The organism is Methanobrevibacter curvatus (assembly GCF_001639295.1).
GTDB lineage: Archaea > Methanobacteriota > Methanobacteria > Methanobacteriales > Methanobacteriaceae > Methanoflexus > Methanoflexus curvatus.
Genome location: NZ_LWMV01000158.1, coordinates 1 through 25,565, shown reverse-complemented (window position 1 = coordinate 25,565; position 25,565 = coordinate 1). Strand labels below are relative to the sequence as shown.

Sequence of the window (25,565 nt, the reverse complement as noted above, 5' to 3'; positions counted from 1 at the left end):
GAATAATTATAATAATATACTAAAATAATCTATTTAAAACAATTATGAATATTATAATAAAAACTAAAATTAGAAACTAAAAATTAAAAAAAATTTTAAAAATTTTAAAAAAAATTCTATTTAAAATAAAAAATTAAAATAATAAAAATAATAAAAATAATTAAAAAAATTATAAGAAAACCAAAAATAATTTAAACTATTAAATACATAATATTTATATTATATTTTAATATACCTTTATTAATATTCTTTTATTATTATTTTATAAATATTATTAATTTAGTAATATTTTTTATAATTTTATTTTATAATTTTATTTTAATATAATATTACTTATTTGTTTATTCAACAGTTATTATTAATTTTTATATTTTATTATTAATAAATTTAAAAATTTTTATTTTAAAAGAGGATAAAATGGAGATAAAATCTAATATTTTGATAGAATTTTATGATGAAAAAGATGCTAAAATTCTGTATGATTCCCTTAGTGTTGAAAATGAAGGTTTTTTAGAGTCCTCTATAGATAAAAATTTAATTGAATACAACATTAATTCTTCTTCTTTAAATACATTTTTAGCAACAGCTGATGACTTAATTTTCTCGGCAATCACAGCTGAAAAAGTATTATACTGTTCGAGAAAATCTTTATGAATTTAAAGTAAATGGCTTAAAAATAAATCATTAAAATTCATATTTTTTTTCAAATTTTTTTTATAAATATGTTTATATTAATTCTAAACTATTAAATATTAATTCTAAACTATAAACTATTAAATATTATATTATAATAATTATTAACTATTAAAAATACAATAAAACTTGATTTAAGGTGATAATATGAAATTTTTATTACAAGGGGAAATACATTTTAATAAAGATGCTACAGAAGCAGAAAATGAAATAGGTAAATTTGTTGATGAAGCAAACAAGACAATATTACTCAAAGGCATTCCAGAAGGACAAGAAGAACTTGGAGCTAAAATTACAAGTTGGAATTTAGATAAACATATTTTAGGAGTCATTATAGAATCTGGAAATAAAGTAAGATCCCATGATGGAATACTCCGTTTAAAAAAACCATTAGGAGAACTATTAGGTAAAAAATACCATTTAGGTGTTAGAAAACTTCATGTAAACTCTTATAAAGTTACAATCCCAATAGGTGATGGTGAATACAAATTTAATCTTGATGCTGCAAGAGCACTTCCAAACATTCATGATATGGAAATCAAAGATAATGCCATTACAATTGAAATTAAAAACATGGACGAAAGTAGTTTAAGAAAACAAGTAGCAAACAGAATTATTAAACATGTAGTCATCAAAGAAGAATCTAATGATGATATAATAAAAGCAGATGATGATAAAGACTTAACATACTCTGTTGTGACAAAATACATACCTGGAGAAATAATTGCTCAAAGTAATGAATTCAAAACATATTATGAAGGAGATGTTACTGAGTTAGCTGTTAAAAAAGGATGGATTAAGCCATTTCCTGGAAGAGGACAATGGTTTTATGGACCTGAAATGACTGCACTTCAAAGAGCATTTGAAAAGGTTTTAATAGATAGAATTATTGAAAAACTTGATTTTCAAGAAGCATTATTCCCCAAATTAATTCCTTTAGATACTATGAATAAAATGAAGTATTTAGAAGGATTACCTGAAGGAATGTATTATTGTAGTGCCCCAAAAAGAGATCCTGAAGTATTTAATAGATTTAAAAATGAAATAGCTATTAATCGAGAAATCCCTATAGATATACTTGAACAAGGTCTTAAAAAACCAGGCTATGTAATGTCTGCAGCACAATGTGAGCCATTTTACGAATTTCTCTCCCATGAGGTAATAGACAGAGAAGATTTGCCTATTAAATTTTATGATAAAAGTGGATGGACTTACAGATGGGAATCTGGTGGTGCAAAAGGTATGGATCGTGTCCATGAATTTCAAAGAATTGAATTAGTTTGGTTAGGAACACCTGAACAAACCAATAAAATAAGAGATGATACTCTAGAGCTTTCTCACAAGTTAGCAAATGATTTAGAGTTAGAATGGTACACAGAAATTGGTGATGATCCATTTTATCTTGAGGGGAGAAAAATAGAAAGTAGAAATATTGAGTTTCCTGAAGTCCCAAAGTATGAAATGAGATTAAAAATTCCTGATGCAGAAAAAGGAGTGGCGGTTGTTTCTGCAAATGTTCACGGAACCCATTTTATTCAAGGATTTTCTATTAAAGAAGCCCACCAAGATAGAATTTGGACAGGTTGTACTGGTTTAGGGCTTACAAGATGGTTATTTGGATTTTTAGCCCAAAAAGGGTTTAACAAAGAAAATTGGCCAAAATTAATATTGGATGAACTAAAAGAAGTAAAAACCCCTAAGATTTTAACTTGGCCCAAACAAGATTAATTTAAATCAAAAAAAATTAGGAAATTCAACAATGATAAGTTAATTCTTGAATATTCATATAAACAAGTTTGGGAAATAGTTAAAAGAAATTAAACATTAACTTTTATTTAAAATCCCTATATTATAATTAAATTTAAACTTTTTTAAGAGAACCATCTTTTTCCAATATTTCAAGGTAAAAACCAAAAAATATACTAAGTAATTCATCATAAAACTCATAGTCAGAAGCCGATTCAATGGAAGATTCAACTTCTTCTTTAAAGTCTTCTAAAAGATCATGTTCTTGAATAACTACCAATGCATCAGCGAAGGTTTCTTCAACATCATCATAAAAATCATCATGAAAATCACCAAACTCAGTACTGTAACCAATAAGAGATTTAGCTAAATATAAAAGTAGTTTAGCCAAAAGATTAGGAGATGGATTTAACTTTGAAAAGTCCTTAATAGCTTCCCTTGAAACAGCTATAGTGGGATTAGAAGGATTATTTCCATAAAATCATAATTATTGTCAATAATACTTTTAACTCTTAAAAACTCCTCCTTTTCATTAGGATTTTTCAAATAATTTAAATAATTTTTAGCATCATCACTTGTAAGATGATTAGATAAAACAATTTCAACAAGTTCATTTTTCTCTAATTTGTTTAAGTATTGTCTTAATTCATCTTTTGACATAATATCCCTATTAAAATATATGTATATATTTTATTTAATATATAGTCAATTACTTAATAAATTTCATTAAATTAATAGTGTATATATAAACAAAGCTGATTCAATATGCAAAAGTTTAGTAATAGACTATAATGAGCTAAATATTTTATTATAATAAACTAAGAATTAATATTTAATTATCTTAAATTTAAAGCAAAAGTTATAAACATTATCAGTGAAAAAAAGTGATGAAGATATAAAAGACCAATAACTAATTTAACACCAGTCCACAAAGCAGATTTTACTTTAACATCGCTTTCTAAAGTATTATCATATTCTTCTCATTATTAACAATACCATGATAGCTATAGCTATTATTTATTATCTGAATCTCCTGTTAAATAACCATAAAATCTTCGTGTAATAGCCACAAATATCATTAAGAAAACAATTCTTATTATAGGGTTATCAGAAAAATGAAACCCTGGAAAAAAACTTGAGACAATAGCAACAAGCACAAAAACTAAAACAAAAAAGAAAATCACAGAAAACAAAAAAGCTAAACCTTTACCTAAATTCAATTAAATCACCAACATTAAATAAAATTTATTTAAATCATCTGAAAAATTCCATAATATAAATTTAAATGAAAATCATACTCAACTTTCATCACAATCACTTAAATTAAATTAAATCATTAATATCTGCATTAGTCAACTTATAAAAAGTTTTTAAAGCACAAATAATATCTTCATACTCTATAATATTCCGATTATTTTTAACAGCACTACAAGTAACTAATACTGTTAATGTAGTACGATAATTAGTAAAAATATCACTTAATATATCTGAAAATAAAGTTGCTATTATCAAATCAGCAATATCTAAAAAAATCGGCACTATTTTTTTAAAAAGTTTTTTAGCATCTTTATTCCATACAACTGCATCTAAACTTCTAAAAAAATCAACACCAACAGTATCTAAAGATACGTCTTTGTCAAATTCATCTAACAAGACCATCACTTTATTAGATAAATTATAAATTCTATCACTTGAATATAAAGGATTATTTCCTTCTTTTACAGTTAAAATTCCAAAGTTAAAATCTGTGAAATTCCCAAATTGAGTATAGGTTATTGTGTCGCTTCTACGACTGAAAATAGATCTAGAAGTGTCTTTGGTTGTATTTAAAGCAAGGGCATTTTTTAATATTGGAAATTCCTCCCATGATAATTCAATATCAATCTCTTCTTGAGGATGTATCTCATTAAATTTTAATATATAATTTACAAGGTTTTTAGTTAAGGTATTAAAGGGTTTGGAATCAACAAGAGTTAAGATTTTCTCTAACACACTTTCTAAGCCATCTACATTGGGATACTTTTTTAATATTTTCTCAGTCTTCTTTTTTAGATTTCTTTTTTCTTTTTCCATATCATACTCAACTTTCATCACAACCCCTTAAATTAAATCATTAATATCTGCATCAATCAACTTAAAAAAAGTCTTAAAAGCACAGATAACATCCTCATACTCCATAATATTCCGATTATTCTTAACTGTGCTACAAGTAACTAATACTGTTAATGTAGTACGATAAGTAGCAAAAATATCACTTATTATATCGGAAAATAAAGTTGCTATAATTAAACTTGGGATATCTAAGAGAACCCACACCATTTTTTTAAAAAGTTTTTTAGCATCTTTATTCCATTTAACTGCATCTAAGCTTCTAAAAAAATTAACATCAACAGTATTTAAATATATGTCTTTGTCAAATTCATCTAACAGGACCATCACTTTGTTAGATAAATTATAAATTCTTTCTCTGGAGTATAAAGGATCTTCTTCTTTAATAGATAAGATTCCAATATTGAAAGATAAGAAATTCCCAAATTGAGTATATGTTATTGTGTCGCTTCTACGACTAAAAATAGACCTAGAAGTATCTTTGACCATATCCAAAACAAAAGCATCCTTTAACATTGGAAATTCCTCCCATAATAATTCAATATCAATATCTTCTTCAGGATGTACCTCATTAAATTTTAATATATAATTTACAAGATTTTTTGTCAAAATATTAAATGGTTTGGAATCAACAAGAGTTAAGATTTTCTCTAACACATATTCTAAGTCATCTACATTAGGATATTTTTTTAATATTTTTTCAGTTTTCTTTTTTAGATTTCTTTTTTCTTTTTCCATATTATATTCAACTTTCATCACAACCACTTAAATTAAATCATTAATGTCTGCATCAATCAACTTAAAAAAAGTCTTAAAAGCACAAATAACATCTTCATACTCCATAATTCTCCGATTATTCTTAACTGCACTACAAGTAACTAATACTGTTAATGTAGTACGATAAGTAGCAAACATATCACTTAATATATCTGAAAATAAAGTTGCTATTATCAAATCAGCAATATCTAAAAAAATCGGCACTATTTTTTTAAAAAGTTTTTTAGCATCTTTATTCCATTCAACTGCATCTAAGCTTCTAAAAAAATCAACATCCACAGTATCCAAAGATACATCTTTGTCAAATTCATCTAACAAAACCATCACTTTATTAGGTAAATTATAAATCCTTTCTCTGGAATATAAAGGATCTTTTTCTTTAATAGATAAGATTCCAATATTGAAAGATAAGAAATTCCCAAATTGAGTATATGTTATTGTGTCACTTGTACGATTAAAAATAGACCTTGAAGTACCTTTGGTCATATCTAGAACAAAAGCATCTTTTAATATTGGAAATTCCTCCCATAATGACTCAATATCAATATCTTCTTCAGGATGTATCTCATTAAATTTTAATATATAATTTACAAGGTTTTTAGTTAAAATATTAAATGGTTTGGAATCAACAAGAGTTAAGATTTTCTCTAACACACTTTCTAAGCCATCTACATTGGGATATTTTTTTAATATTTTTTCAGTTTTCTTTTTTAGATTTCTTTTTTCTTTTTCCATGTCATATTCAACTTTCATCACAACCACTTAAATTAAATCATTAATATCTGCATCAATCAACTTAAAAAAAGTCTTAAAAGCACAAATAACATCCTCATACTCCATAATATTCCGATTATTCTTAACTGCACTACAAGTAACTAATACTGTTAACGTAGTACGATAAGTAGAAAAAATATCACTTATTATATCGGAAAATAAAGTTGCTATAATCAAACCTGGGATATCTAAGAGAACCCACACCATTTTTTTAAAAAGCTTTTTAGCATCCTTATTCCATCTAACAGCATCTAAACTTCTAAAAAAATCAACATCCATAGTATCCAAATGTATATCTTTGTCAAATTCATTTAACAAAACCATTACTTTATTAGATAAATTATAAATTCTATCACTTGAATATAAAGGATTATCCCCTTCTTTTACAGTTAAAACTCCAAAATTAAAATTTACGAAATTCCCAAATTGAGTATATGTTATTGTGTCGCTTCTACGACTAAAAATATTCATGGAAGTATCTTTGCTTGTATCTAAAACAAGAGCATTTTTTAATATTGGAAATTCCTCCCATAATGATTCAATATCAATCTCTTCTTCAGGATGTATCTCATTAAATTTTAATGTGTAATTTACAAGGTTTTTAGTCAAGATATTAAATGGTTTGGAATCAACAAGAGTTAAGATTTTCTCTAACATATATTCTAAATCCTCTACATTGGGATATTTTTTTAATATTTTTTCAGTTTTCTTTTTTAGATTTCTTTTTTCTTTTTCCATATCATACTCAACTTTCATTTTAATCCCCATAATAATTTTAAAATTTCAATTAGCATTTTAATTGTGTGATAAAATGATTTTTTATTTATTTTAAGCCATATAATTTTAGTAATTTTTCAAGTGCTTTGATATTTTTAGTGTATTTTTTAATAAGTTTTATGGCATTTGCATCTGCATTTTTAACTCCTTTTTCAATTGCTTTATTTGCTTCTTTAATTTTAGCTGGGCCTTCGCTAATAGCTTTGGTTAGAAGAATAAGGTCTGCTTTATATGCAGCAGTTGATGCAAGACCATTTAAAAACGCTTTAATTTTAGCATCTTCTATTAAAATAGCTATGTTTTTGAGATTAGAATTTAAAAGTTTCAGTGCTTCTTTAACATCTCCTTTAGCTAATTTTGCAATTGTTTTGCTGTTTTTTGTGAATTTTTCAAACTCTTTAAGAAGTTGATCTGCAGGTTTTAACTTAGATGGAACAGGAATTTTCTTATAAATAGGTGAAAAATCACCAGTAGCAATTTTAGCAACATTAACAATAGACTTTCTTATTTGTGAAAAATCAATAGCTCGTAAATCCACATTTGTATATTTTTTAACCGTTTGCACGAATTTATCTACTATAGGTGTTGCTTTTTTCACTAATGATTTAGGTAATTTTTTTAGTATGGTTTTAGCAAGACCTTTTGTTCCTTTAGCAGCTATGCCTCCTAAACCAAATCCTAGAGCTAGTGAGACCATATTAAGTGCTAGGTCTCCAAAACTCATATTTCCTGTTTCATCAATGCCTAAAGTGAATTCTAAAATATGTTTTCCAGCCTCACCACCCCATCCATACTTATCTAAGTTGCTATAACCATAAACATTAATAAAGCTATATTCTAAAAATTTACTTGGATTTCCATTGGCATAAGTAAGTGCATCTACAACTTTACCTATAATATAAAGACTAATATAATATTTTGGATTTAATATCATAAGTTTTGTAGCAATGTTAAATAAACCCTTAGTTACTGTTCCATTAGGCATGTTACGATCTATCATACCCTTAAGCCAGTTGGAATTTGGTGATACTAGACCTGTGCCAGGTTTATAAGTTATTGGAGGTAGAAGTTTTGGAGGTATGATTTTAAGGGATGATGATTTAGCAAAATCTTGACCCATTGCTGATATTGAATAGTAATAATTCAGAGAAGTTGACTTAAAAATATTATCTGATGCCATTTTCAATTTTTGATAGTCTTTCATTTTTTCATTTTGCTGTCTTACCCATTCATTATATCTCCTTATTTTCTCCAACATTATCTTTACATATAAACTATGCTCATATAATTTTCCATTAAATGAGACATATTGTTTATATAGTAGCTGATTATCAACTTGAGCCACAATAGCAATAGTTTTATGCTTGGTAGGTTTTATTTTAACTTTAGCTATATTTTTAGTGGCAGTTCTGTGTTTTGGGCTGATTTTTCCTCCTTTAAACTCAAAAAGCACTATTAAGTTAGGGATTCTTTTTTTTAGTTTTTTGTTTGTGTTAGATCTGAATATAACTGTTACTGTGTATTTTTTTTTGATTTTTAATATATTAGGTGCATTGAGTTTTGCGGTTACATATTTTTTGATTTTTAAATTTTTTACTGTTTTAATGTTGTTTTTACCCCACCAATTATAATCTGCATTAACAGTGCCTTTTGCTCTATAAAAATTATACTTAGCTTTGTTGTTGACAATATAATTGTAATTATAGTGATTTTTAATGCCTTTTTCATTAAAAATGCCGTAGCCTTTGTTTGAAGAGATTATACTTTGTAGTAGATAATTATAGTTGCCTTTAATATGTAATCCAACTGTGTTATTACTTATTAATACTTTGAAAAGTTTATTTTTATTGCCATTTATTATGATTCCTTTATTTTTATTGTCTGTAACTTGAATATCAGTTATTTTGTTGGAGTTTCCAGTTAATTTTAGTCCTGATTTTTTGCCTTTGTGGATATTTACATAGGCTATATCGTTTTTATTTCCTTGTATGATGATTTGAGTATGTTTGTTATAGTAAAGAAGAGTTCTTTTAATAATGTTTTTATTTCCCACTATGTAAAGTCCATGGAATCCGTTGTTTTGTATTATATTGTAGTAAAATTTATTATTATTTCCTTTAAAATAGATGGCAGATTTAAGTTGTTTTTTGTTTGAATTATTGTAAACTAAATTAGCTTTAATTAAACTACCACTGCTAAAACCAAGAATTCCATTTTTTAAATTTCTATGAATGATATTATATGATATTATAAGCTTATTTCCATTAGTATCTATTCCTTTTCCATTGTTATGGGTAATTTCATTTTCAATTATCTGGTTTTCATTGCCTTTAAGATATATGCCTGTAGCTTTGTTGTTATTCACTGTAGTGTTGCTTATTTTATTGTTCTTACCTTCAATATATATGCCTATTCCATTGTTATTAGAAGAATTAGATTTAGATATTTGATTATTTTTTCCTTTAAGATATATACCTGTAGCTTTGTTATTATATGTTGTAATGTTAGTTAATTTGTTATTATTGCCTTCAATATATATGCCTCTTCCCTTATTGTTAGAAGAATTTGTTTTAAATATCTCATTGTTTGCTCCTTTGATATATATTCCATTGCCATCACCATTTAATATTCTATTGTTTGCAATTTTTGAGTTGTTCCCATTAATACTTATTCCTCGGGTTTTAGTTTTATATATTAGATTGTTTTGAATTGAAAAATTATTTCCTAGAATAAGGATTCCTAAATTGTTGCTTGTTAAAGTGTTGTTATAAATGTTGTTGTTTGATCCGGAAATATGAAGTCCTTCAAGGTTATTAGAAATATTATTAGCATAAATCTGGTTATTTTTGCCTTTTAGATAGATTCCATAATTTTTATTATTAGAAATCATATTTTTGTAAATTTTATTATTGTCTCCCAAGATATATAAGCCATTTCCTAAATTGTTTAGCAAAGAATTAGTAGATATAGTAGCATTAGATACTGTTTGACCATATAAAGCATTATTGTTGCTTTTAAATAGGTTATTAGTTATTGTAGGGTTATTTCCATTTAAAATCAGTCCATATCCATGATTATCTGAAATATTGTTAGATATGAATTTTAGATTATTCCCAGTTAATCTTAAACCATCATTTTGGCTATTAATTATATTATTGTTTATAAACTCAGTATTATTACCATTAAGGATAACAGCAACATTATTATAATTAAACGAATTGTTATGAGCTTTATTTCCATTTCCAATTATATATAAAGCCGTATCAATGTTATTTAGGAGAACATTGTCGATTATAATTCCATTTTTAAGATTAGAGCTATAAACACCATTCCCACTAGTATTAATGAACCTATTATGAGAAATAACAGCTCCATCCCCATTTAATTCAAGACATATTCCAATATTGCTAGTGAAATTACTATTTTGAACCAAAATTGCATTTTTTAAATACACAACAGAATTTCCACTATTAACCTTATTATTTACAAAATTAGAGGAAATTATATAGGATTTTGATTCAAGATAAAGAGCACCACCATTAGCTGCATTATTACCATTAAAATAAGAATTAGATATATTGATTGAACCCTGGTTATTAGAATAAATCGCTCCACCATTAGCTGATGCATTGTTTCCATTAAACTTAGATGAAGAAATTTGTAAGTTTTTAAGAGAATAAATAGCTCCACCACTGCCAGATACAAAATTATCATTAAAATTAGCTGAAGCAATACTTAATACACCATTAGAGTAAATCGCACCACCGTTAACTCCATTATTGGATGAAAAATTTGAATTGCTTAATATTCTAGTTGTTCCTCCATTGAGATATAATGCTCCACCATTGGATATAGCGTTGTTTTTGCTAAATATGGAATTGGAAATATTTAGATCCTTAAAAGCATAAATTGCTCCACCATTATTTGCATTATTTGAGGTAAAATTAGATTTAGAAGAAATGCTTATTTGACCATTTGCATAAATTGCTCCACCAGAGGTAGTGGCAGTATTGTGTGAAAAATTAGCTGTATTAATTTGTAAATTACTTAAAGAATAGATTCCTCCTCCATTTATAGCAGAATTATTTTTAAATATAGAATCATTTAGATATTTAATTGGAATTAGAGTATAAATTGCTCCACCCATGCCTGTGGCTTTATTTGAGTCAAAGATTAAATTTTTTAAGATGATTATTTTGTTGTCATTGGTGGTTCGGTTGTATATTCCTATTGCTCCGCCGTTGTTTGCTTTGTTGGAGGTGAAGTTAGAGTTTAATATTGTGACTGCTCCGTTTAATATGTATATTGCTCCTATGTTGTTTGCATTGTTTTGGTTAAATAGGGAGTTGCTAATAGTTACTTCGCAATCAGCTATTCTGATTGCTCCACCTATATTTGCACTGTTATTAGTGAATTTGCAGTTTATGATTTTAGTTCCTGTTCCGTTGACTATGGAAATAGCTCCTCCTTCATTTAGGGCGAAATTGTTAGTAAAGGTTGAGTCTGTGATTGTTAAATTTGTTGTAGCGGATCTTATTACTCCTCCTTGAATAAAATTGTCTGTGTCTGCTTGTATTCCTTTATTGTTGTTGAAAATGGAGTTTTTTATTATGGAGTTATATGCTAGAGGACCTATTAAAATGGTTGATCCGCTTTCTCCAATGTTGTTTGAAAATGTGCAGTTGTCAACAGTTATTTTAGAATAGGTGAGAATGGCTGTTCCCATAGTGCCATTGCCGTTGCCATTGACAAAGTTAATGTATTTAAATGTGGTGGTTGTTGCATTTATCAAGAAAATTCTGCTGATATTTTCTCCAGATACTGTTGCAGGGTTATTAGGGGAAGCACCAATAAAAGTTAAATTTTCTGTAGTTACTCTAATTACCGAGCCATTACTTTTAAAAGTATTTGAACCTAGTTGAATAACATCTCCAGAATTAGCAGCACTAATAGCATTATTTATATCATCAAAAGAGTCTCCACTAACAGCAATATTATTTGCTAAAGTTGCAGAGAAAGAGGCAAAAAACAGGAACATTAAAATCAAAAGAAAAACTCCCGCTTTCACCCACCCCATGTATACAAATTTCTGTGCGTTTAAATTAATTAAAATCATTTAAATCACTTATAAATATTTTTTAAAAAACTAAAAACATATAATAAAATTAAAAAATAACCCAAAAAATATTCACAGCTATTAAATAAATTTTCACATTAACATATAAACAAGTTGCTATAAAAATCAAATAGAAAAATATATCCCAGTAAAAAAACAAATTTTATAATTATATAACAGAAAAAATCAAAAACTGGTAAAAAAACACAACAAAAAGCATGGTAAAAAAAGCATATTAAATAAAATATAAAAAAAAATTTTAATTAATCCTACTTTGAAAAGTAAATTATTAATTAAAAGAAAGCAAATAAAAAAAAGTAAAAATCCATTATTTTTGGATTTAATCATTTATTGTAAAAGGATATTATAAAAAAATACAAAAAAGTAATTAAAAAAAGAAAAATATAAAAAATAAATAAACTAATAAGCTAAAAAGAAGAAACTAAAAAATTATTGAACTGGTGCTCCAGATTGAGCTTTAGCCATTAATTCTTCAGCTTTTGGAGAAAGTTGAGAAATAACTTGGCTTATTTTTTGAAGATTTTCAACCATTTTATTTAAAGTAGTATTAAGCTCCTCTTTTTGAGAAGATGCTGTTTCTTTTGCTTCTTCAATAGTTTTTGTGACTGCTACACCTGCACCAATACTTACAATAACTTCTTCGGTATTGTTAATATTAGCATTCATAAAAGAGCCTGCCCCAACAGGAACCAAAGTCTCATATGAATCTTTATTTTTTAATTCTTCCAATGTAGTTTCTAAAACCTCAATTTCAGCTAAAGATGCTTGTATTGCTTCAATTTGTTGTTGTAAACTTTCTGCTTGAGATTTATAAAGATTGATTTCAGATAAAATTTTTTCTAGTTCTTGTTGATCTGACATTTAAACACCTATTTTTATTTAAAAGAGTACTAAAGTTTAAAAAAAAACTGTAAGTTTTAAAAATATTAAAAATTCTAAAAATATTATAATGTTTTATTCAATATTTTATAAAATTATATTTATATTATAGATATATTTATAATGTTTTTAAATAATAGCTTTTATAATAGGGTCTGTAACCTCATCAGCAGAGATTTCATCTATTTTTTCAATCCCAATTTGGTTTTTATTAATCCTATGTTTGCTTCCGAATTCAGAGTATATTTTTTCATAAATATCCTCTTCTTTAGTAGCTTTAAGTTCTTTAATAAATTTTTTGGTTTCATCACCCATGGTAAATCTTCCTTCTATTCTATAAATTTTTGTCTTCATATTATCTTACCCTCGTTTTAAAAATAACTATTAAAAAACAATATCTAAAAATTACATTTTTAAAAACAATAAATAAATGAAATAGCTAATTAATTGAATTAATCTAATACTAATGGAATTAATTAAATTATCTGAATTAATTAAATTACTGTATAAAATTAATCTTCAAGAAAATTAAGTGCTTCTTCTACTCTAATGATTTCAGGACCTGTTGTTTTTTCAGGAACAATGGCTCCATAAGAATTTCCTATTGAACATGCTCCTACAAGAGCTATTCCATGACCAACAGTTCCAATATCAACCTCTACTTTGAAAACCTTTTGAATAAAATTTAATTCTTCAATAGAACTATCTCTGTGAACCAATCCACCCTTGTTGGTAATATTCATTAGTGACCCAATAATATTAAATCCTGCAACTGTGGATTTTTGAACATCAATTTCTAAAAATTCAGAAATTAAATTAGTAGATTTATCATTTAAAAGAGGAGAAACAAGTGCTCCTTTATCATTAAGAGCTATTATATTTCCAACAGCAGTATATTTATCTGGAATCTTTTCAACTTTGATTCCTTGCTCTTCTAAATCTTCAATTTCTTTATCAAAGATGTATGGAGAAACAAGAAAGCCATTTTTATTTCCAACAGATAAAGCACCTAATAGATGACTTCCAGATATTGTAGCATTAATAATATCAACATCTAAAGCTTCTTTAAGTTCATTTTCCGCTTGAGAAGGAAAATTAAAAGGAACAAGAGCAATATCATCAGTTAAAGAAATGTAAATTCCACTATTCGGATTTCCAAGTAAATTAAGTCTTTTTAACATTGTATACAAAAATGTATTATTTAGATATTTATTAAAATTTTATTAAATTTAATCTTCAGCCAAAGTTGCTTCAACAAGACCATCATCATCTTTGACAGCTTTAACTTTGATTTTTGAAGGAATTTTTTGAATTCCTCTTTCCCAAATTTTTGCATTGACAGAAGCATCTAATTTTACTTCTTCTCCTTTCATATGCTTTAATAAGAACTTTTGAACTTCTCTTATAGCACGAGGAGCTCTGATAGTTCTTGGGACATTTTTAACCGCTCTAAGAGGTATGGTATAAATTCTTTCCATTTAAAAAACTCCTACTTATACTTTAAGACTATTACGTCTCCAATGTCTTGGTTTATGACTATATTTCACTTTACGGTTAGTTTTAGCAATAGCCCATAAAGGAACTCTTCTATTTTGCTTAAATGCTTTAGCAAGTCTTAACTTTTTAGCCAAAGGTTTATTTCTACTCATTTTAACACCATATTAATTGATAATTATAATAGATAACTATAATTGATAACTATAATAAATAAATTTTTAATTAAATAATACTTTTATTTTGATAATAAATTTAATTGATAAATATTTAATAAAAAAGGATATTTTATATAAATTTATTAGATGTCTTCTTTTAAGCCATTGACCTTAGTTTGATAATGAATCGGAAAAATTTCACTAGAATTTCCACCATTTTCGTCTATAAACTTCCTGATTTCAACCTCATAATCTGAAGATTTATCAGGATGAGATTTTTCTTTTTTTAAATAAAAGAATTTATTTACAAACAAATCAATGGTTTTATATCCAAAACTGTCTAAATTAATGTATTGAATATTAAATCTATCTTCTAAACTTTGAATATCATTTTTATTTAATTTTGGAACTTTATCATCTCGTCTTGTTCCATCAGCTATTATATCATATTGGCTTAACTTTGCAATATTTTCAATGACTTCTTTATGAATAAAATTAATTCCATTATTAGGAAAACCATCTGAATTGATTATATCAATAGCTGATTTTAAAATAGATTTATCAAGTTTAATTACTTTATGATTTAAATTTAAGGCTTTAGCAGATTTTTGTGCTGAAATATATGAATCATATACTCCAAAATTAATAGTCACAAGATCTAACTCAATAGCCATTCTTTTTAATAAAATAGCCATTAAAGAACTGTCTTTTCCTCCGCTATAGAGAACAGCTGCTTTCATTTAATCACAAAAAATTAAGACATGAAATTGAGTTTTCTTAATGAAATTGAATTCTCTTAAATAATTCTTTTAAATAAATATTACTTTAAACAAATCTTTTAAATAAATATTATTTTAAACAAATCTTTTAAATAAATATTATTTTAAATAAATTTTTTAAATAAATAGTATTTTATAAAGATATTAGAAAAATAAACTATTTACGAGTAATATTAATATCTCTTTTTGGAGCAGTCAATCTTCTTAAAAGGTCTTTTAATTGGTCGTCTGTAATTTTACTTTTTACTTGACCAGATTGAACCAATTGAATTAATTGCATTTCAATTTGATCAACAAATTCTGGCTTAGTTAAGCGTAGATTTGTTAATCTGCTTCTAGCTTCAGGAGTTAAAATTTGAACCATAGCCTGTCTCTTTTGCACTTCTAACTCTTGAGCCATTCTTTGCTGATTTTCTTGAGCAATAGCTTGTTGTTGCAATTCTTGCATTCTTCTTTGACGAATTTCATCAAGTTCACTCATATTTTATCTCCTTATGATATTAATAAAGTTAACTTATAAAAAATATTTAAGTAAATTAAATAATTAAAAAAATTATTTTAAATTAAATAATTAAAAAAACTATTTTAAATTAAACAATAATATTAAATTAATTAAAAAAGTATTTTAATAAAAATTAATAGCTAATAAATAACTATTTAGTACTTTGAAAGTTCAGGAATGTCTTTAATAACCTCAGAAGAAATTTTATCTAAGAAAGATTTACCTGAAGAAGTAATTACTCTCCCACCTACAATCTTTTCAACATAACCTGCAGATTCTAATTGATGAAGAGCTGTTCTAATTATAGCTCCACTACCTTCCCTAAATACTTCTGGAGTCATTCCTCTATCTTTTTTACCACCGTAAAAAGTTCTAAGGCGACTGATTCCAACAGGACCATCAATGTAAATTCTTCTTAAAATAGAAGCACATCTTGTATACCACCAGTTTATATCATCTGGTTTTCTTTCTTTATGAACTCCAGTTTTAACGTAATTTACCCATGAAGGTGCAGATATATTTTCGTTATTTTCATTAAGTTCATTTGCAATAATATTAATTAAAACATCCGCTGGTACATCATATACTGTAACCATATAAAATCTCCTAAATTTATTTTTGAAATGTAAGCTATTAATAGCTTGACGCCATGATTATACTCTTTAATAAAAAAATAAAAAAGATATTAAAAATACATAAATATTAAAAATTATAATCAAAAGCTATTAAAAACTCGTGTAACTCGGTAAAGCCACAGCTCTAATTTTGCACACTTAGAGCTATGGAATAAAAATGATTTTTAAATTTATTTTTTATAAAATAATTTTTAACTAAAGTTTAAATTAGTTAATTATATATTAATTAATTTTTTTGCTACTTCTTTTATAAATAACAGCAACATTGCCCCTTAAATCAACAAGCTTTGATCTTGTTTTAGAGACTATTTCTTGACTTAACTCTTCTTTTTCACTGGCAAAACCCTTAGAAAATTTGATTCTTAAAGCTTCTTGGGATTCTAACTGGCGTTTAATCTCTTCAATTACATTATCATTAATACCAGCTTTACCAATATTAATTGCGATATTTGAGAGAGCTCGATTCATTAAGTCTTTTTTGTTGGGAATATTTGCCAATTTTAGCTCTCCTTTTTAATTTTTTTTCCTTGATGTAAGGAATTTTCATTGTGTTACCACATTCATAACAATGGATATGAACTTTAGAGTCAATTAATCTAACAGAAGAGTTTTTTCCATATTGCAAGAATTTATAACACTTTTTACAATATCTTCGATTCCAATTTTCAGGTATTTTTATATTGTACTTTTTAGAAATCTTTCTTGCTAAATATACATATCTATGAGACCTTAAAGGATTTTTATGGTATTCTTTTTCAGCTAAATTGAAAAGAATATTCATACGCTCAATAGCTATATTTAGCATCCATTTAGGTTTCTTTCCTCTTGACAAAACAACCATCATCAAAGATTATTCATATAAATACTTTTAAGTTAAATTCTAATTTAAATTTTAGAAAAATTATATCTTAAATCAATTTTAAGAAAAAATTAAATAGATTCTAATAAAAATAAGCTAGTTACATCTTATTATTTAAAATAAAAGTTTTTATGTCATTTTATTTAAAAAAAATAAGCTTTTTATTTACTTAGATTTAAAAAAAAAGAATTAATTTAAAAATAAATTTTATTATCTTATAATAGTAAAAGATAATATGAAAATGTATGTTTTTTCTATTTATAAAAGTTTTCGGTTTTTTGAAAAATATGTTTAAATTTTTCATATTGATTTTATAAAAATAATGAAAAATTTAGAAAGTTATAGATAAATTTAAAAATAGATTAAATGATGAATTTAAAAGAAATTTAAAAAAATCACAATTCAAAATTACCAATTCCTTGTCTTAAAATTTTTACAGGTTTATGAGTTAAATCCACCACTGTAGATGAATTATTTGATGTTAAAATGCCCCCATCAATAATTAAATCTATTTTACCATTTAATTCATTAGCTATTTCAAGGGGATTTGATTTAACTTCTTTTGAGGAAATATTAGCACTTGTTGTGGTAATTGGCATGATTTTAGCTATTTCAATAGCTGTTTTATTGTTAGGAATTCTTATGCCTAATTTATTTGTGTTTCCAGCTAACAATTTAGAAACACTCACTTTTTTTTCCAAAATAAATGTAAAAGGTCCAGGAAGGTAGTTATTTAATATTTCTATTTTTTTTTCATCTAAATATGCATAATGGGAAATATTTTCTATATCTGAAAACAAAACAGAAATGGCTTTGTTAAAATTTCGTCCTTTAAGTTTAAAAAGATTTTTAATTGCTATTTCATTAAAAATATCCACTCCCAATCCATAAACAGTGTCGGTAGGATAAATAATAACTCCACCTGAGGATAGAACCTTTTGAATTTTATACATATCTTCATCAGTAAGCTTTTCATCAGATATTTTAATAATTTCCATAATAACCCAATCAAACAAAAGTAAAAAAAAAAACAAATTAAAAAACAAGGCAAAAAAAAATAAAAAAATAAAAGATTTAATCATGCAAAATACAAATATTAGTACATTAAAAAAATAATATATTATATAAAATAATTAAATTAAATAAATTGAATATATTATTGTTCATAGATATATTGTATAGATATGTTGTTATAGTAATGAATAATTTATATAATAAAATATATCATTATTAAAATTATATTATTATTAAAACATATTATAAATTTTTTAGTTTAAAATATAAAAATATATCGTAAAAATTCATTGAAAAAATAAATTTCACATTTGTGATTAAATGTTAGAAAATCTAAGACCTTATTTAAATAAAATACTAAACCCAATTGCTAAAAAAATAGATGTAAATCCTAATTATATAACCATTTTGTCCATTATAATAGCTATCTTAGCAGCATTATTATTTTATTTCCATCAGCTAATTTTAGGTGGAATTTTTATTCTTATTAGTGGATCTTTAGATGTTTTAGATGGTGCAGTAGCAAGATATCATAATAAATCCTCAAAATTTGGTGCATTTTTAGATTCAACTACAGATAGATTTTCTGATGCAATAATAATAATAGGTTTAATATCTGGAGGATATATAGATTGGTTTATTGGGATATTAGCAATTCATTCTGCATATACCATAAGTTACATTAGATCAAAAGCAGAATCAATGAATATTGAATGCAAAATTGGAATAGCTGAAAGAGCTGTTAGATTAGTTATTTTAATAATTGCTGTATTAATAGGTGGAATAGTAGATACTATATGGTTAAAATGGATAGTAATTTTGTTAATAGTTCTCTCTTATTTTACAGTAATCCAAAGAATGGTTTATACATGGAATAAATTAAAAAGTAAAGATAGTTCCATAAACAATGCAAACAAATAATAGAAATAATAATAGTAATAATAATAGTAATAATAATATGCATAATAATATGCATAATAATAATAGTAATAATAATAGTAATAATAATAGTAATAATAATAGTAATAATAATATGCATAATAATAATAGTAATAATAATAGCAGTATGGTGATATTAATAATAATAGCAATATAATGACATTAATAATAATTTATAATAATTTACAATAATAATGAGAATTACAATTAAACAATTCATGGAGATTTAAATGAATGAAAAAGAAAGAGTAGAAATTGATATAAAAAAATTAGAAGAGTCCATAGATGAAATAGAAGATATCAACTTAGATAAAAATGAAATACAAATAATAGAAAAAGCAAAACAATATAAAACTGATTCTATATATTATTTAAAAAAAGAGGATGAATTCACATCATTTGGTTGTATAACCTATGCACATGGATTACTTGATGCTTTAAAACTTAAATATGAGTTAATTTAAAAAGTTAATTTAAAAAAAAGAAAAAATTATAAAAATAAGATACCATGGAAAATAAAGAAAGAATAACTATTGACATTGAGAAGCTAAATAAAAACTTAAATGAGTTAGAAAATCTTAATTTAAATGAAAAAGAAAAAGAAGTTGTTGAAAGTGCTATAAACTACAGAGAAGATAGTAAATACTATTTAAGAAAAAAAGAATACTTTACAGCCATTGATGCAATAGCTTATGCACATGGATTAATTGATAGTTTAAGAATTATCTACGATTTAATAAAATAAATGAAAAAATAATAAAGCAATTAATTAGTAAAAACAATAAAAGTATTAATAAAAAAAATAGAAATAAAAAAGTATTAATAAAAAAAGTAGTACTATAAAAAGTAGAATCATAAAAAAAAAAGTATCATAAATTATATTCAATATTATCATAAAAATAAACGAGTTATTAATATGGGAAAAATGGAATTATTAGCACCAGCAGGATCATTTGAAATATTCAAAATAGCTGTTAACAGTGGAGCAGACGCAGTATATATATCAGGAAAAAATTTTGGAGCCCGTGCTTTTGCAGAAAATTTCACAACAGAAGAAATAAAAAAAAGTGTAGAATATGGTCATTTAAACAATGTGAAAGTCTTCATAACCATAAACACTTTAATAAACAATTTTGAAATAATTGACATACTAAAATATGTGTTTAAATTGTATAAAATAGGTGTAGATGCTATAATTGTTCAAGATTTTGGTGTTTTAAAATTAATCCAATCCCTTTTTCCAAAGATAAAAATCCATTCATCTACACAAATGACAATTAATAACTTTTATAGTAGCTATTGGGCTGTTGAAAATGGTATTTCACGAATAATATTCCCAAGAGAGCTAAGCATTGATGAAATAACAGATATAAACAAAAAATTAAAAGAAAAAAATCTTAATGTTGAATTAGAGGTCTTTTCACATGGTGCTTTATGTTATTCTATCTCAGGAAACTGTTATATCTCATCTTATAACAATGGAAGAAGTGGAAATAGAGGAGCTTGCACTCAACCATGTAGAAGACAGTACAATCTTAAATATAAAGGACATAAAGTGGATGAAGGTTATTTGCTTTCTACTTATGATTTAAATACTATTAACAATTTGAAGCTATTAGAAAATGCAGGTATTGATTCAATTAAACTAGAAGGTAGAATGAAGTCTTCAGATTATGTTTCTACAGTTGTAAATAGCTATAAAAATATTTTAGATGGAAATGAAGGAGATTACATCCACGATTTAAATATGGTTTTTAACAGAAAATTTACAAATGGCTATCTACTTAATGAAAAACCTGGAAATGTTATGGGAAGAGAAAGTTCAGGCCATAAAGGATTTTACATTGGAGAAGTAGTTGAATTAAAAGAAAATCTTATTTCTGACAGCAGATATGATAAAAAAAATAAAAATAGTGAGAGCAATAAAAGTAATAATAATAGTAATAATAGAAATAATAAAAATTATAACTATAAAAATTTTGAAAATAATAAAAATAAAAATTATGAAGATAATAAAAACTATGAAAATAGTAAAAATTATAAAAAAAATAAATTAGAAAATGAAGGATATGAAAAAGAATTTACTGAAAAAACTGTTAAAGTCCTAAAGAAAAATAAAGTTGACATTAATATTGGAGATGGAATAGCATTTGAAATGGGAGATAAAATTAAAGGAATTTATTTAGATAATATTATTAGTCAAAATGACTCACAAATAACCTTTAAAACCACAAGAAACCTTAGAATAGGAGATAAAGTTTATGTTAGCTATTCTCATCTTATTCATAAAGAACTTAAAAAAATAAAAAAAGAATATATTCAATCCAAAATAGCTGTTTCATTAAAAATTAAATTAAATTCTGATTTAACCGCCACCATTGATGTTAAGTTTAATTTAAATAATAAAAAATACGAATTCAATTATAAATCAAGCGAAAAATTTGAAAAAGCAATAAACAGACCAACAACTCTAGAAGATATTGAAAAACAGCTATTTAAAACTGGCAACACACCATTTTACATTGATAATATCCAATTAAGTGACTATTTAGATGATTTATATATTCCAATTTCAAGTTTAAATAAAATCAGAAGAGAAATAATCAAAGAAGGAGAAAAGATACTCTTAAACCATTATAAAACTGATAAAAAAGAGAGCAATAAAGCTAAAACAAAATTAAATCATTTTATTAAACAATACAAATCACTGGATTATACAATTGAGAAAAAAAGGTTAAACGTTTCTGTTTTTGTGGATAATATAAAACAACTCAAAGTAGCCTCAGATTATCCTTTAAAGAAAATTTATTTTGATCCATCATATTTATACACAACACAAGAGAGTTTTTTTGAAAATATCGAAGAAACACTAGTAGAAGCTGGAAAAAATATCACAACTTCAGAACTTGTTTGGGTTTTGCCTTCCTTTATATCAGATAGTGAAATAATAAAATCAAAAGAAATATTTAATAATTTAAGAGAAAAAGGAATCCCAATATCAATTATAAGTGAAAATCCAGGTTTAGACAAAGTGTTTGATACAAATATCTATGGTAACCACAATTTAAATGTTTGGAATAGCTTTTCATGTGAAATATTAAATGAATCTAATTTTAAAAGTTTAATTCTATCATCAGAACTATCAAAAGATGAAATAAAGGAAATTTCAAAGAAATCTAATTTGGATATTGAGTATGAACTATTGGTTCATGGTAATCTTGAAGTAATAACTAGTAAAGATGATTTTTCTAATTTAAAAAATGAATACACTCAAAAAAATGAAAAAGGAGAAACAACTGAGAAAAAAGATAATTCTCTTAAAATGGAAAATGGTCTAGATTATGCAATTTTAGAAGATAAAAAAAGGAAAAAATTCAAATATAAAGTATTTTTTGATTTTAATAAAAAAAGCCATATAATAAACAAAGATTGTCTGTGTTTAATTGATGAATTAGGAAAAATAGCTAATTTAGGACTTGATTCTATAATTTTAGACTGTAGATACTCAAATGAAAATTATACCTCAAATATAATCTCATTATACTTAAAAGGATTAGATAATTTAAACAAAAAAAATTTAATTGCACTTAAAAATGAAATTCAAAATATTTCACAATCTTATCTTACAAAAGGAAACTTCTTAGAAGGAAGACTTCATGAAAACTAATATGGTAATAAAAGCGAAAATGGCATACAAATATTGATTAATATTTAATCCTTGAAATTTATTAAAATTCAATTCATTAGCATCTGGTTTACTTTAAATTTACAAAATGTATTATTTTTTGGATTTCATTGTAACCTTCTGAAGTCGGTATTCCCATTAAAAATACATTTAGATATTCTTTTTTAGATACAAATTTAAGTGTATAAGTGTGTATTTTTCCTAATTCTAGATTTATTTCGATGAATTCGGAAAATTTTTCGATTTTCCATCTTGGACACTGGAAATTTTTCCAATTAGGTAATATTTCGAATAGTTTTTCTCTTAAATATTCCTGAATCTCTCCAGACTTATTTTCAAAGTCGAAATAATCTAAAGGGTTGATAATTTTATTTTTTAAAAATGATTAAATATTAGTTCTAATCAAAAAAAGTCCCAAAAGAAAATTTTCGAACTAATGAATTGTTGAAATATTTATTTATTTTAAAAAATAAGTTTATTTTTTTCTAAATTTTAAACTAATATTAAATCAAGTTCCAAAATTAATAGGTTTTAAACCTATTTTTTCCAATCCACCTATTTTTACTCATTTATGAATAGAAAACCTGCACTAACACTTAGAACACAGAAAACCCAAAAACTACAATAATATTCAAGAGCATTATAATTTTTTTATTAATAAACAATTTCATCACATGTTTTATAACTAAATTAATTTTCAAATTCATTTAATTGATTTTTATTAAATGGATAAAAATAGAAAAGACTAACTTAGATTATATGAATCCTTCTCCAGTATTATCATCTATAAAAAATCCATCAATCCATTCATTAGTTTTTTTATTTCTGGCTTCAAAATACCAAGATTTTTTCCCATAAACCGTTTCAAAACCTCCAAATTTTGGATAAAGATCCATATCAGTATTTTTAAAAGCATGCTTTGTAGCTTTTTTTGCATAATTCATAGCTTCAGCATAGGATAATTTATAGCCATTTGGAATTTTAACTCCTTTATTATTGTTTACTTTAGATGTTGAATTTGCTTTAATATTTTCTTTTGTATTAATAGTACTACTATTATTAACAACATTATTTAAACCACTGTTATTAGAAGTTGTGCTGTCAGTTGCATTATTAATCTCTAAATTATTCTGATCATTAAAATAAAACCCTAAAGAAACAAATGCTACTAAAATTACAACTAATATTCATAATATAATCAAATATCTATTTCCCATAATATCCACCTATATTTCCAATAAGCCATTAAATATTAACAAATGTCCCATTATGAATATTATTCATATCATAACTGGCAACCCTGATGCATCATTTACTAAAAATGCAGCAAGACATTCATTATTTTTTTTAGAATAAACACTGAAGTCCCAAAACAAAACATTTGATGAGCCCAAATAATAATAAGTATTATATCTTATGTAAACCTTTACATTTTGGTCTTCTGTAAACTTAGACTTTTGAGCAAATTTGGATGCAATTTTAAGTGCCTGTAGATATGTTAATTTGGAATTTTTAGGAATATTTTTAGGTTGATTCTTTTTCTCAAAGTTATTGGAACCCCTAATATTAATAGGACTTATTTCATTTGTAGAATTATTGCTATTATTTTCAGTCTCATTAATATTACGAATATTAACACTACTTGTGTTGTTAACTTTAGAGTTATTTTCGGCAATATCTGATCCATTATCTAAATTAGTGTAAATGAGACTAACACAAGCTATTATTAAAATAGTTGCAATGCAGATGTAAATTAAATTTCTTAATTTCAATACAATCACTTCCTCTTTAGTAAGAAGATATTTTTTTAGTTTTAGATTTTTATTCAATAGGAAATATGAGAGATTTAGATTTTGTCAATTATATTCATAATCAAAATCTCTAGTCAATCAATGATTATAGTTATCAAATTTTTTCATGACATTAAATGATTGAATTTCCTATAAAAATCATTTAAGTTAATTTTTATTGTTAGATAATTTGTTTTTGATTCCTGTGATACATAGTCTATGTGCATTGTTTTTGCTTATTTTATTTTTAGAAATTGTATTTCTATCACCATTAACCTTAATTCCTCGACTTTTTGCAGAATTTTTTGAAATTAAGTTCCTATCACCATTTAGTTTAATACCGTGGAGCTTATTGTTATTTACTATATTGCTTAATATTGTATTTTTGTTTCCAAAAATTCTAATGCCTTCATATTTGTTGTTGTTGGCTTTGTTTTTTAATATTGAGTTTTGATGACCGTAGATATATATGCCTAAGTGTTTTGATTTAATATTATTGTAGTGTATCTTGTTTTTCATACCAGTTACAACAATACCATTTTTTTTACTAGTGATTAGATTTTTTTTGATTGAGTTTCCATCTCCTTTAATATAAATACCATATTGGCTAGCATTTAATTTGTTGTAATATACTTTGTTGTTATCTCCGTAGCCATAGATTCCATATTTAGTTTTAGAAACTGTATTTTTGTAGACATAATTGTAATCTGATTTCAGTAATATGCCTTTAGCATTGGATCCACCAGCTATACTGTTATGTTTAATGGTATTTGTATCACGAGAAATCAAAATACCTGTATTTATAGGATTATAAATCT

At 25.1% G+C, this 25,565-nt stretch carries 29 protein-coding genes; 7 read left to right on the top strand and 22 right to left on the bottom strand.

Going from position 1 to position 25,565, the window contains the following annotated elements:
• The first annotated feature begins 417 nt into the window (after positions 1-417).
• A complete protein-coding gene (locus tag MBCUR_RS04185) occupies positions 418-654 on the top strand; it encodes a KEOPS complex subunit Pcc1 (protein WP_067090588.1) in 237 nt (78 codons plus the stop codon).
• Between the two features lie 186 nt (positions 655-840).
• Positions 841-2,421: a serine--tRNA ligase gene (gene serS, locus MBCUR_RS04180; protein ID WP_067090586.1), complete on the top strand. Its 1,581-nt coding sequence runs from the start codon at positions 841-843 to the stop codon at positions 2,419-2,421.
• A gap of 133 nt (positions 2,422-2,554) precedes the next feature.
• On the opposite strand, the gene MBCUR_RS04175 is transcribed toward serS, so the two are convergent.
• The 19 genes from MBCUR_RS04175 to MBCUR_RS04085 form a co-directional block, all read right to left on the bottom strand.
• On the bottom strand, positions 2,555-2,830 hold the full coding sequence (locus tag MBCUR_RS04175; protein ID WP_067090583.1) for a hypothetical protein: 276 nt from the start codon (positions 2,828-2,830) through the stop codon (positions 2,555-2,557).
• A 56-nt stretch (positions 2,831-2,886) separates the two neighbouring features.
• Positions 2,887-3,099: a hypothetical protein gene (locus MBCUR_RS04170; protein ID WP_067090580.1), complete on the bottom strand. Its 213-nt coding sequence runs from the start codon at positions 3,097-3,099 to the stop codon at positions 2,887-2,889.
• A gap of 353 nt (positions 3,100-3,452) precedes the next feature.
• Positions 3,453-3,659 (bottom strand): hypothetical protein, encoded by a 207-nt coding sequence (locus tag MBCUR_RS04165; RefSeq protein WP_067090577.1) that lies wholly within the window; start codon positions 3,657-3,659, stop codon positions 3,453-3,455.
• Positions 3,660-3,762: 103 nt separating this feature from the next.
• A complete protein-coding gene (locus MBCUR_RS04160; RefSeq protein ID WP_067090574.1) occupies positions 3,763-4,530 on the bottom strand; it encodes a hypothetical protein in 768 nt (255 codons plus the stop codon).
• A 9-nt stretch (positions 4,531-4,539) separates the two neighbouring features.
• Complete coding sequence (locus MBCUR_RS04155) at positions 4,540-5,304, bottom strand: hypothetical protein (RefSeq protein ID WP_067090571.1); 765 nt, start codon at positions 5,302-5,304, stop codon at positions 4,540-4,542.
• Positions 5,305-5,313: 9 nt separating this feature from the next.
• Positions 5,314-6,078: a hypothetical protein gene (locus MBCUR_RS04150; RefSeq protein ID WP_067090569.1), complete on the bottom strand. Its 765-nt coding sequence runs from the start codon at positions 6,076-6,078 to the stop codon at positions 5,314-5,316.
• A 9-nt stretch (positions 6,079-6,087) separates the two neighbouring features.
• Positions 6,088-6,855, bottom strand: coding sequence for a hypothetical protein (locus MBCUR_RS04145; RefSeq protein ID WP_067090565.1), 768 nt, complete (start codon positions 6,853-6,855; stop codon positions 6,088-6,090).
• A 67-nt stretch (positions 6,856-6,922) separates the two neighbouring features.
• Positions 6,923-11,944 carry a beta strand repeat-containing protein gene (locus MBCUR_RS04140; protein ID WP_169805791.1) on the bottom strand — a complete coding sequence of 1,674 codons (5,022 nt, stop codon included), beginning with the start codon at positions 11,942-11,944 and terminating at the stop codon, positions 6,923-6,925.
• 498 nt (positions 11,945-12,442) lie between these two features.
• Positions 12,443-12,874: a prefoldin subunit alpha gene (gene pfdA / locus MBCUR_RS04135; protein ID WP_067090559.1), complete on the bottom strand. Its 432-nt coding sequence runs from the start codon at positions 12,872-12,874 to the stop codon at positions 12,443-12,445.
• Positions 12,875-13,021: 147 nt separating this feature from the next.
• The gene (gene rpl18a / locus MBCUR_RS04130; protein ID WP_067090557.1) at positions 13,022-13,246 is read right to left on the bottom strand and encodes a 50S ribosomal protein L18Ae; all 225 of its coding nucleotides are present in this window, start codon (positions 13,244-13,246) and stop codon (positions 13,022-13,024) included.
• Positions 13,247-13,404: 158 nt separating this feature from the next.
• On the bottom strand, positions 13,405-14,073 hold the full coding sequence (locus tag MBCUR_RS04125; RefSeq protein WP_067090554.1) for a translation initiation factor IF-6: 669 nt from the start codon (positions 14,071-14,073) through the stop codon (positions 13,405-13,407).
• A 48-nt stretch (positions 14,074-14,121) separates the two neighbouring features.
• The gene (locus MBCUR_RS04120; protein WP_067090551.1) at positions 14,122-14,370 is read right to left on the bottom strand and encodes a 50S ribosomal protein L31e; all 249 of its coding nucleotides are present in this window, start codon (positions 14,368-14,370) and stop codon (positions 14,122-14,124) included.
• 15 nt (positions 14,371-14,385) lie between these two features.
• Positions 14,386-14,541 carry a 50S ribosomal protein L39e gene (locus tag MBCUR_RS04115; protein WP_067090549.1) on the bottom strand — a complete coding sequence of 52 codons (156 nt, stop codon included), beginning with the start codon at positions 14,539-14,541 and terminating at the stop codon, positions 14,386-14,388.
• 146 nt (positions 14,542-14,687) lie between these two features.
• On the bottom strand, positions 14,688-15,284 hold the full coding sequence (locus tag MBCUR_RS04110; protein WP_067090546.1) for a DUF7411 family protein: 597 nt from the start codon (positions 15,282-15,284) through the stop codon (positions 14,688-14,690).
• Between the two features lie 196 nt (positions 15,285-15,480).
• Entirely contained in the window at positions 15,481-15,804 is a 324-nt protein-coding gene (locus tag MBCUR_RS04105; RefSeq protein WP_067090542.1) for a DNA-binding protein, read from the bottom strand.
• A gap of 176 nt (positions 15,805-15,980) precedes the next feature.
• Positions 15,981-16,421, bottom strand: a complete 441-nt coding sequence (locus MBCUR_RS04100) for a 30S ribosomal protein S19e (RefSeq protein ID WP_067090540.1) — start codon at positions 16,419-16,421, stop codon at positions 15,981-15,983.
• A 261-nt stretch (positions 16,422-16,682) separates the two neighbouring features.
• The gene (locus tag MBCUR_RS04095) at positions 16,683-16,928 is read right to left on the bottom strand and encodes a YhbY family RNA-binding protein (RefSeq protein ID WP_067090537.1); all 246 of its coding nucleotides are present in this window, start codon (positions 16,926-16,928) and stop codon (positions 16,683-16,685) included.
• Complete coding sequence (locus MBCUR_RS04090) at positions 16,897-17,292, bottom strand: ribonuclease P protein component 4 (protein ID WP_067090591.1); 396 nt, start codon at positions 17,290-17,292, stop codon at positions 16,897-16,899. Before MBCUR_RS04090 ends, MBCUR_RS04095 begins: the two co-directional genes overlap by 32 nt.
• Positions 17,293-17,714: 422 nt before the next feature.
• A complete protein-coding gene (locus MBCUR_RS04085; protein WP_067090535.1) occupies positions 17,715-18,317 on the bottom strand; it encodes an L-threonylcarbamoyladenylate synthase in 603 nt (200 codons plus the stop codon).
• Between the two features lie 337 nt (positions 18,318-18,654).
• Between MBCUR_RS04085 and pgsA the strand changes: the two genes are divergently transcribed.
• The 5 genes from pgsA (at position 18,655) to MBCUR_RS04060 (ending at position 22,939) form a co-directional block, all read left to right on the top strand.
• A complete protein-coding gene (gene pgsA, locus MBCUR_RS04080; protein ID WP_067090532.1) occupies positions 18,655-19,254 on the top strand; it encodes an archaetidylinositol phosphate synthase in 600 nt (199 codons plus the stop codon).
• A complete protein-coding gene (locus tag MBCUR_RS10665; protein ID WP_067090529.1) occupies positions 19,241-19,429 on the top strand; it encodes a hypothetical protein in 189 nt (62 codons plus the stop codon). The genes pgsA and MBCUR_RS10665 overlap by 14 nt, the downstream gene beginning before the upstream one ends.
• A gap of 73 nt (positions 19,430-19,502) precedes the next feature.
• Positions 19,503-19,736, top strand: coding sequence for a DUF357 domain-containing protein (locus tag MBCUR_RS04070; RefSeq protein WP_067090526.1), 234 nt, complete (start codon positions 19,503-19,505; stop codon positions 19,734-19,736).
• 44 nt (positions 19,737-19,780) lie between these two features.
• Positions 19,781-20,017 (top strand): DUF357 domain-containing protein, encoded by a 237-nt coding sequence (locus MBCUR_RS04065; protein ID WP_067090524.1) that lies wholly within the window; start codon positions 19,781-19,783, stop codon positions 20,015-20,017.
• A 180-nt stretch (positions 20,018-20,197) separates the two neighbouring features.
• Positions 20,198-22,939, top strand: coding sequence for a U32 family peptidase (locus tag MBCUR_RS04060; protein ID WP_245637285.1), 2,742 nt, complete (start codon positions 20,198-20,200; stop codon positions 22,937-22,939).
• A gap of 773 nt (positions 22,940-23,712) precedes the next feature.
• Here MBCUR_RS04060 and MBCUR_RS04055 read toward each other — a convergent pair.
• From MBCUR_RS04055 to MBCUR_RS04045, 3 genes are all read right to left on the bottom strand, one after another.
• Positions 23,713-23,901 (bottom strand): hypothetical protein, encoded by a 189-nt coding sequence (locus tag MBCUR_RS04055; RefSeq protein WP_067090517.1) that lies wholly within the window; start codon positions 23,899-23,901, stop codon positions 23,713-23,715.
• A 336-nt stretch (positions 23,902-24,237) separates the two neighbouring features.
• Positions 24,238-24,729 carry a hypothetical protein gene (locus MBCUR_RS04050; RefSeq protein ID WP_067090514.1) on the bottom strand — a complete coding sequence of 164 codons (492 nt, stop codon included), beginning with the start codon at positions 24,727-24,729 and terminating at the stop codon, positions 24,238-24,240.
• A 186-nt stretch (positions 24,730-24,915) separates the two neighbouring features.
• Positions 24,916-25,565, bottom strand: a 650-nt coding sequence (locus tag MBCUR_RS04045) for a right-handed parallel beta-helix repeat-containing protein (RefSeq protein ID WP_211265122.1), incomplete at its 5' end; no start/stop codon positions are given.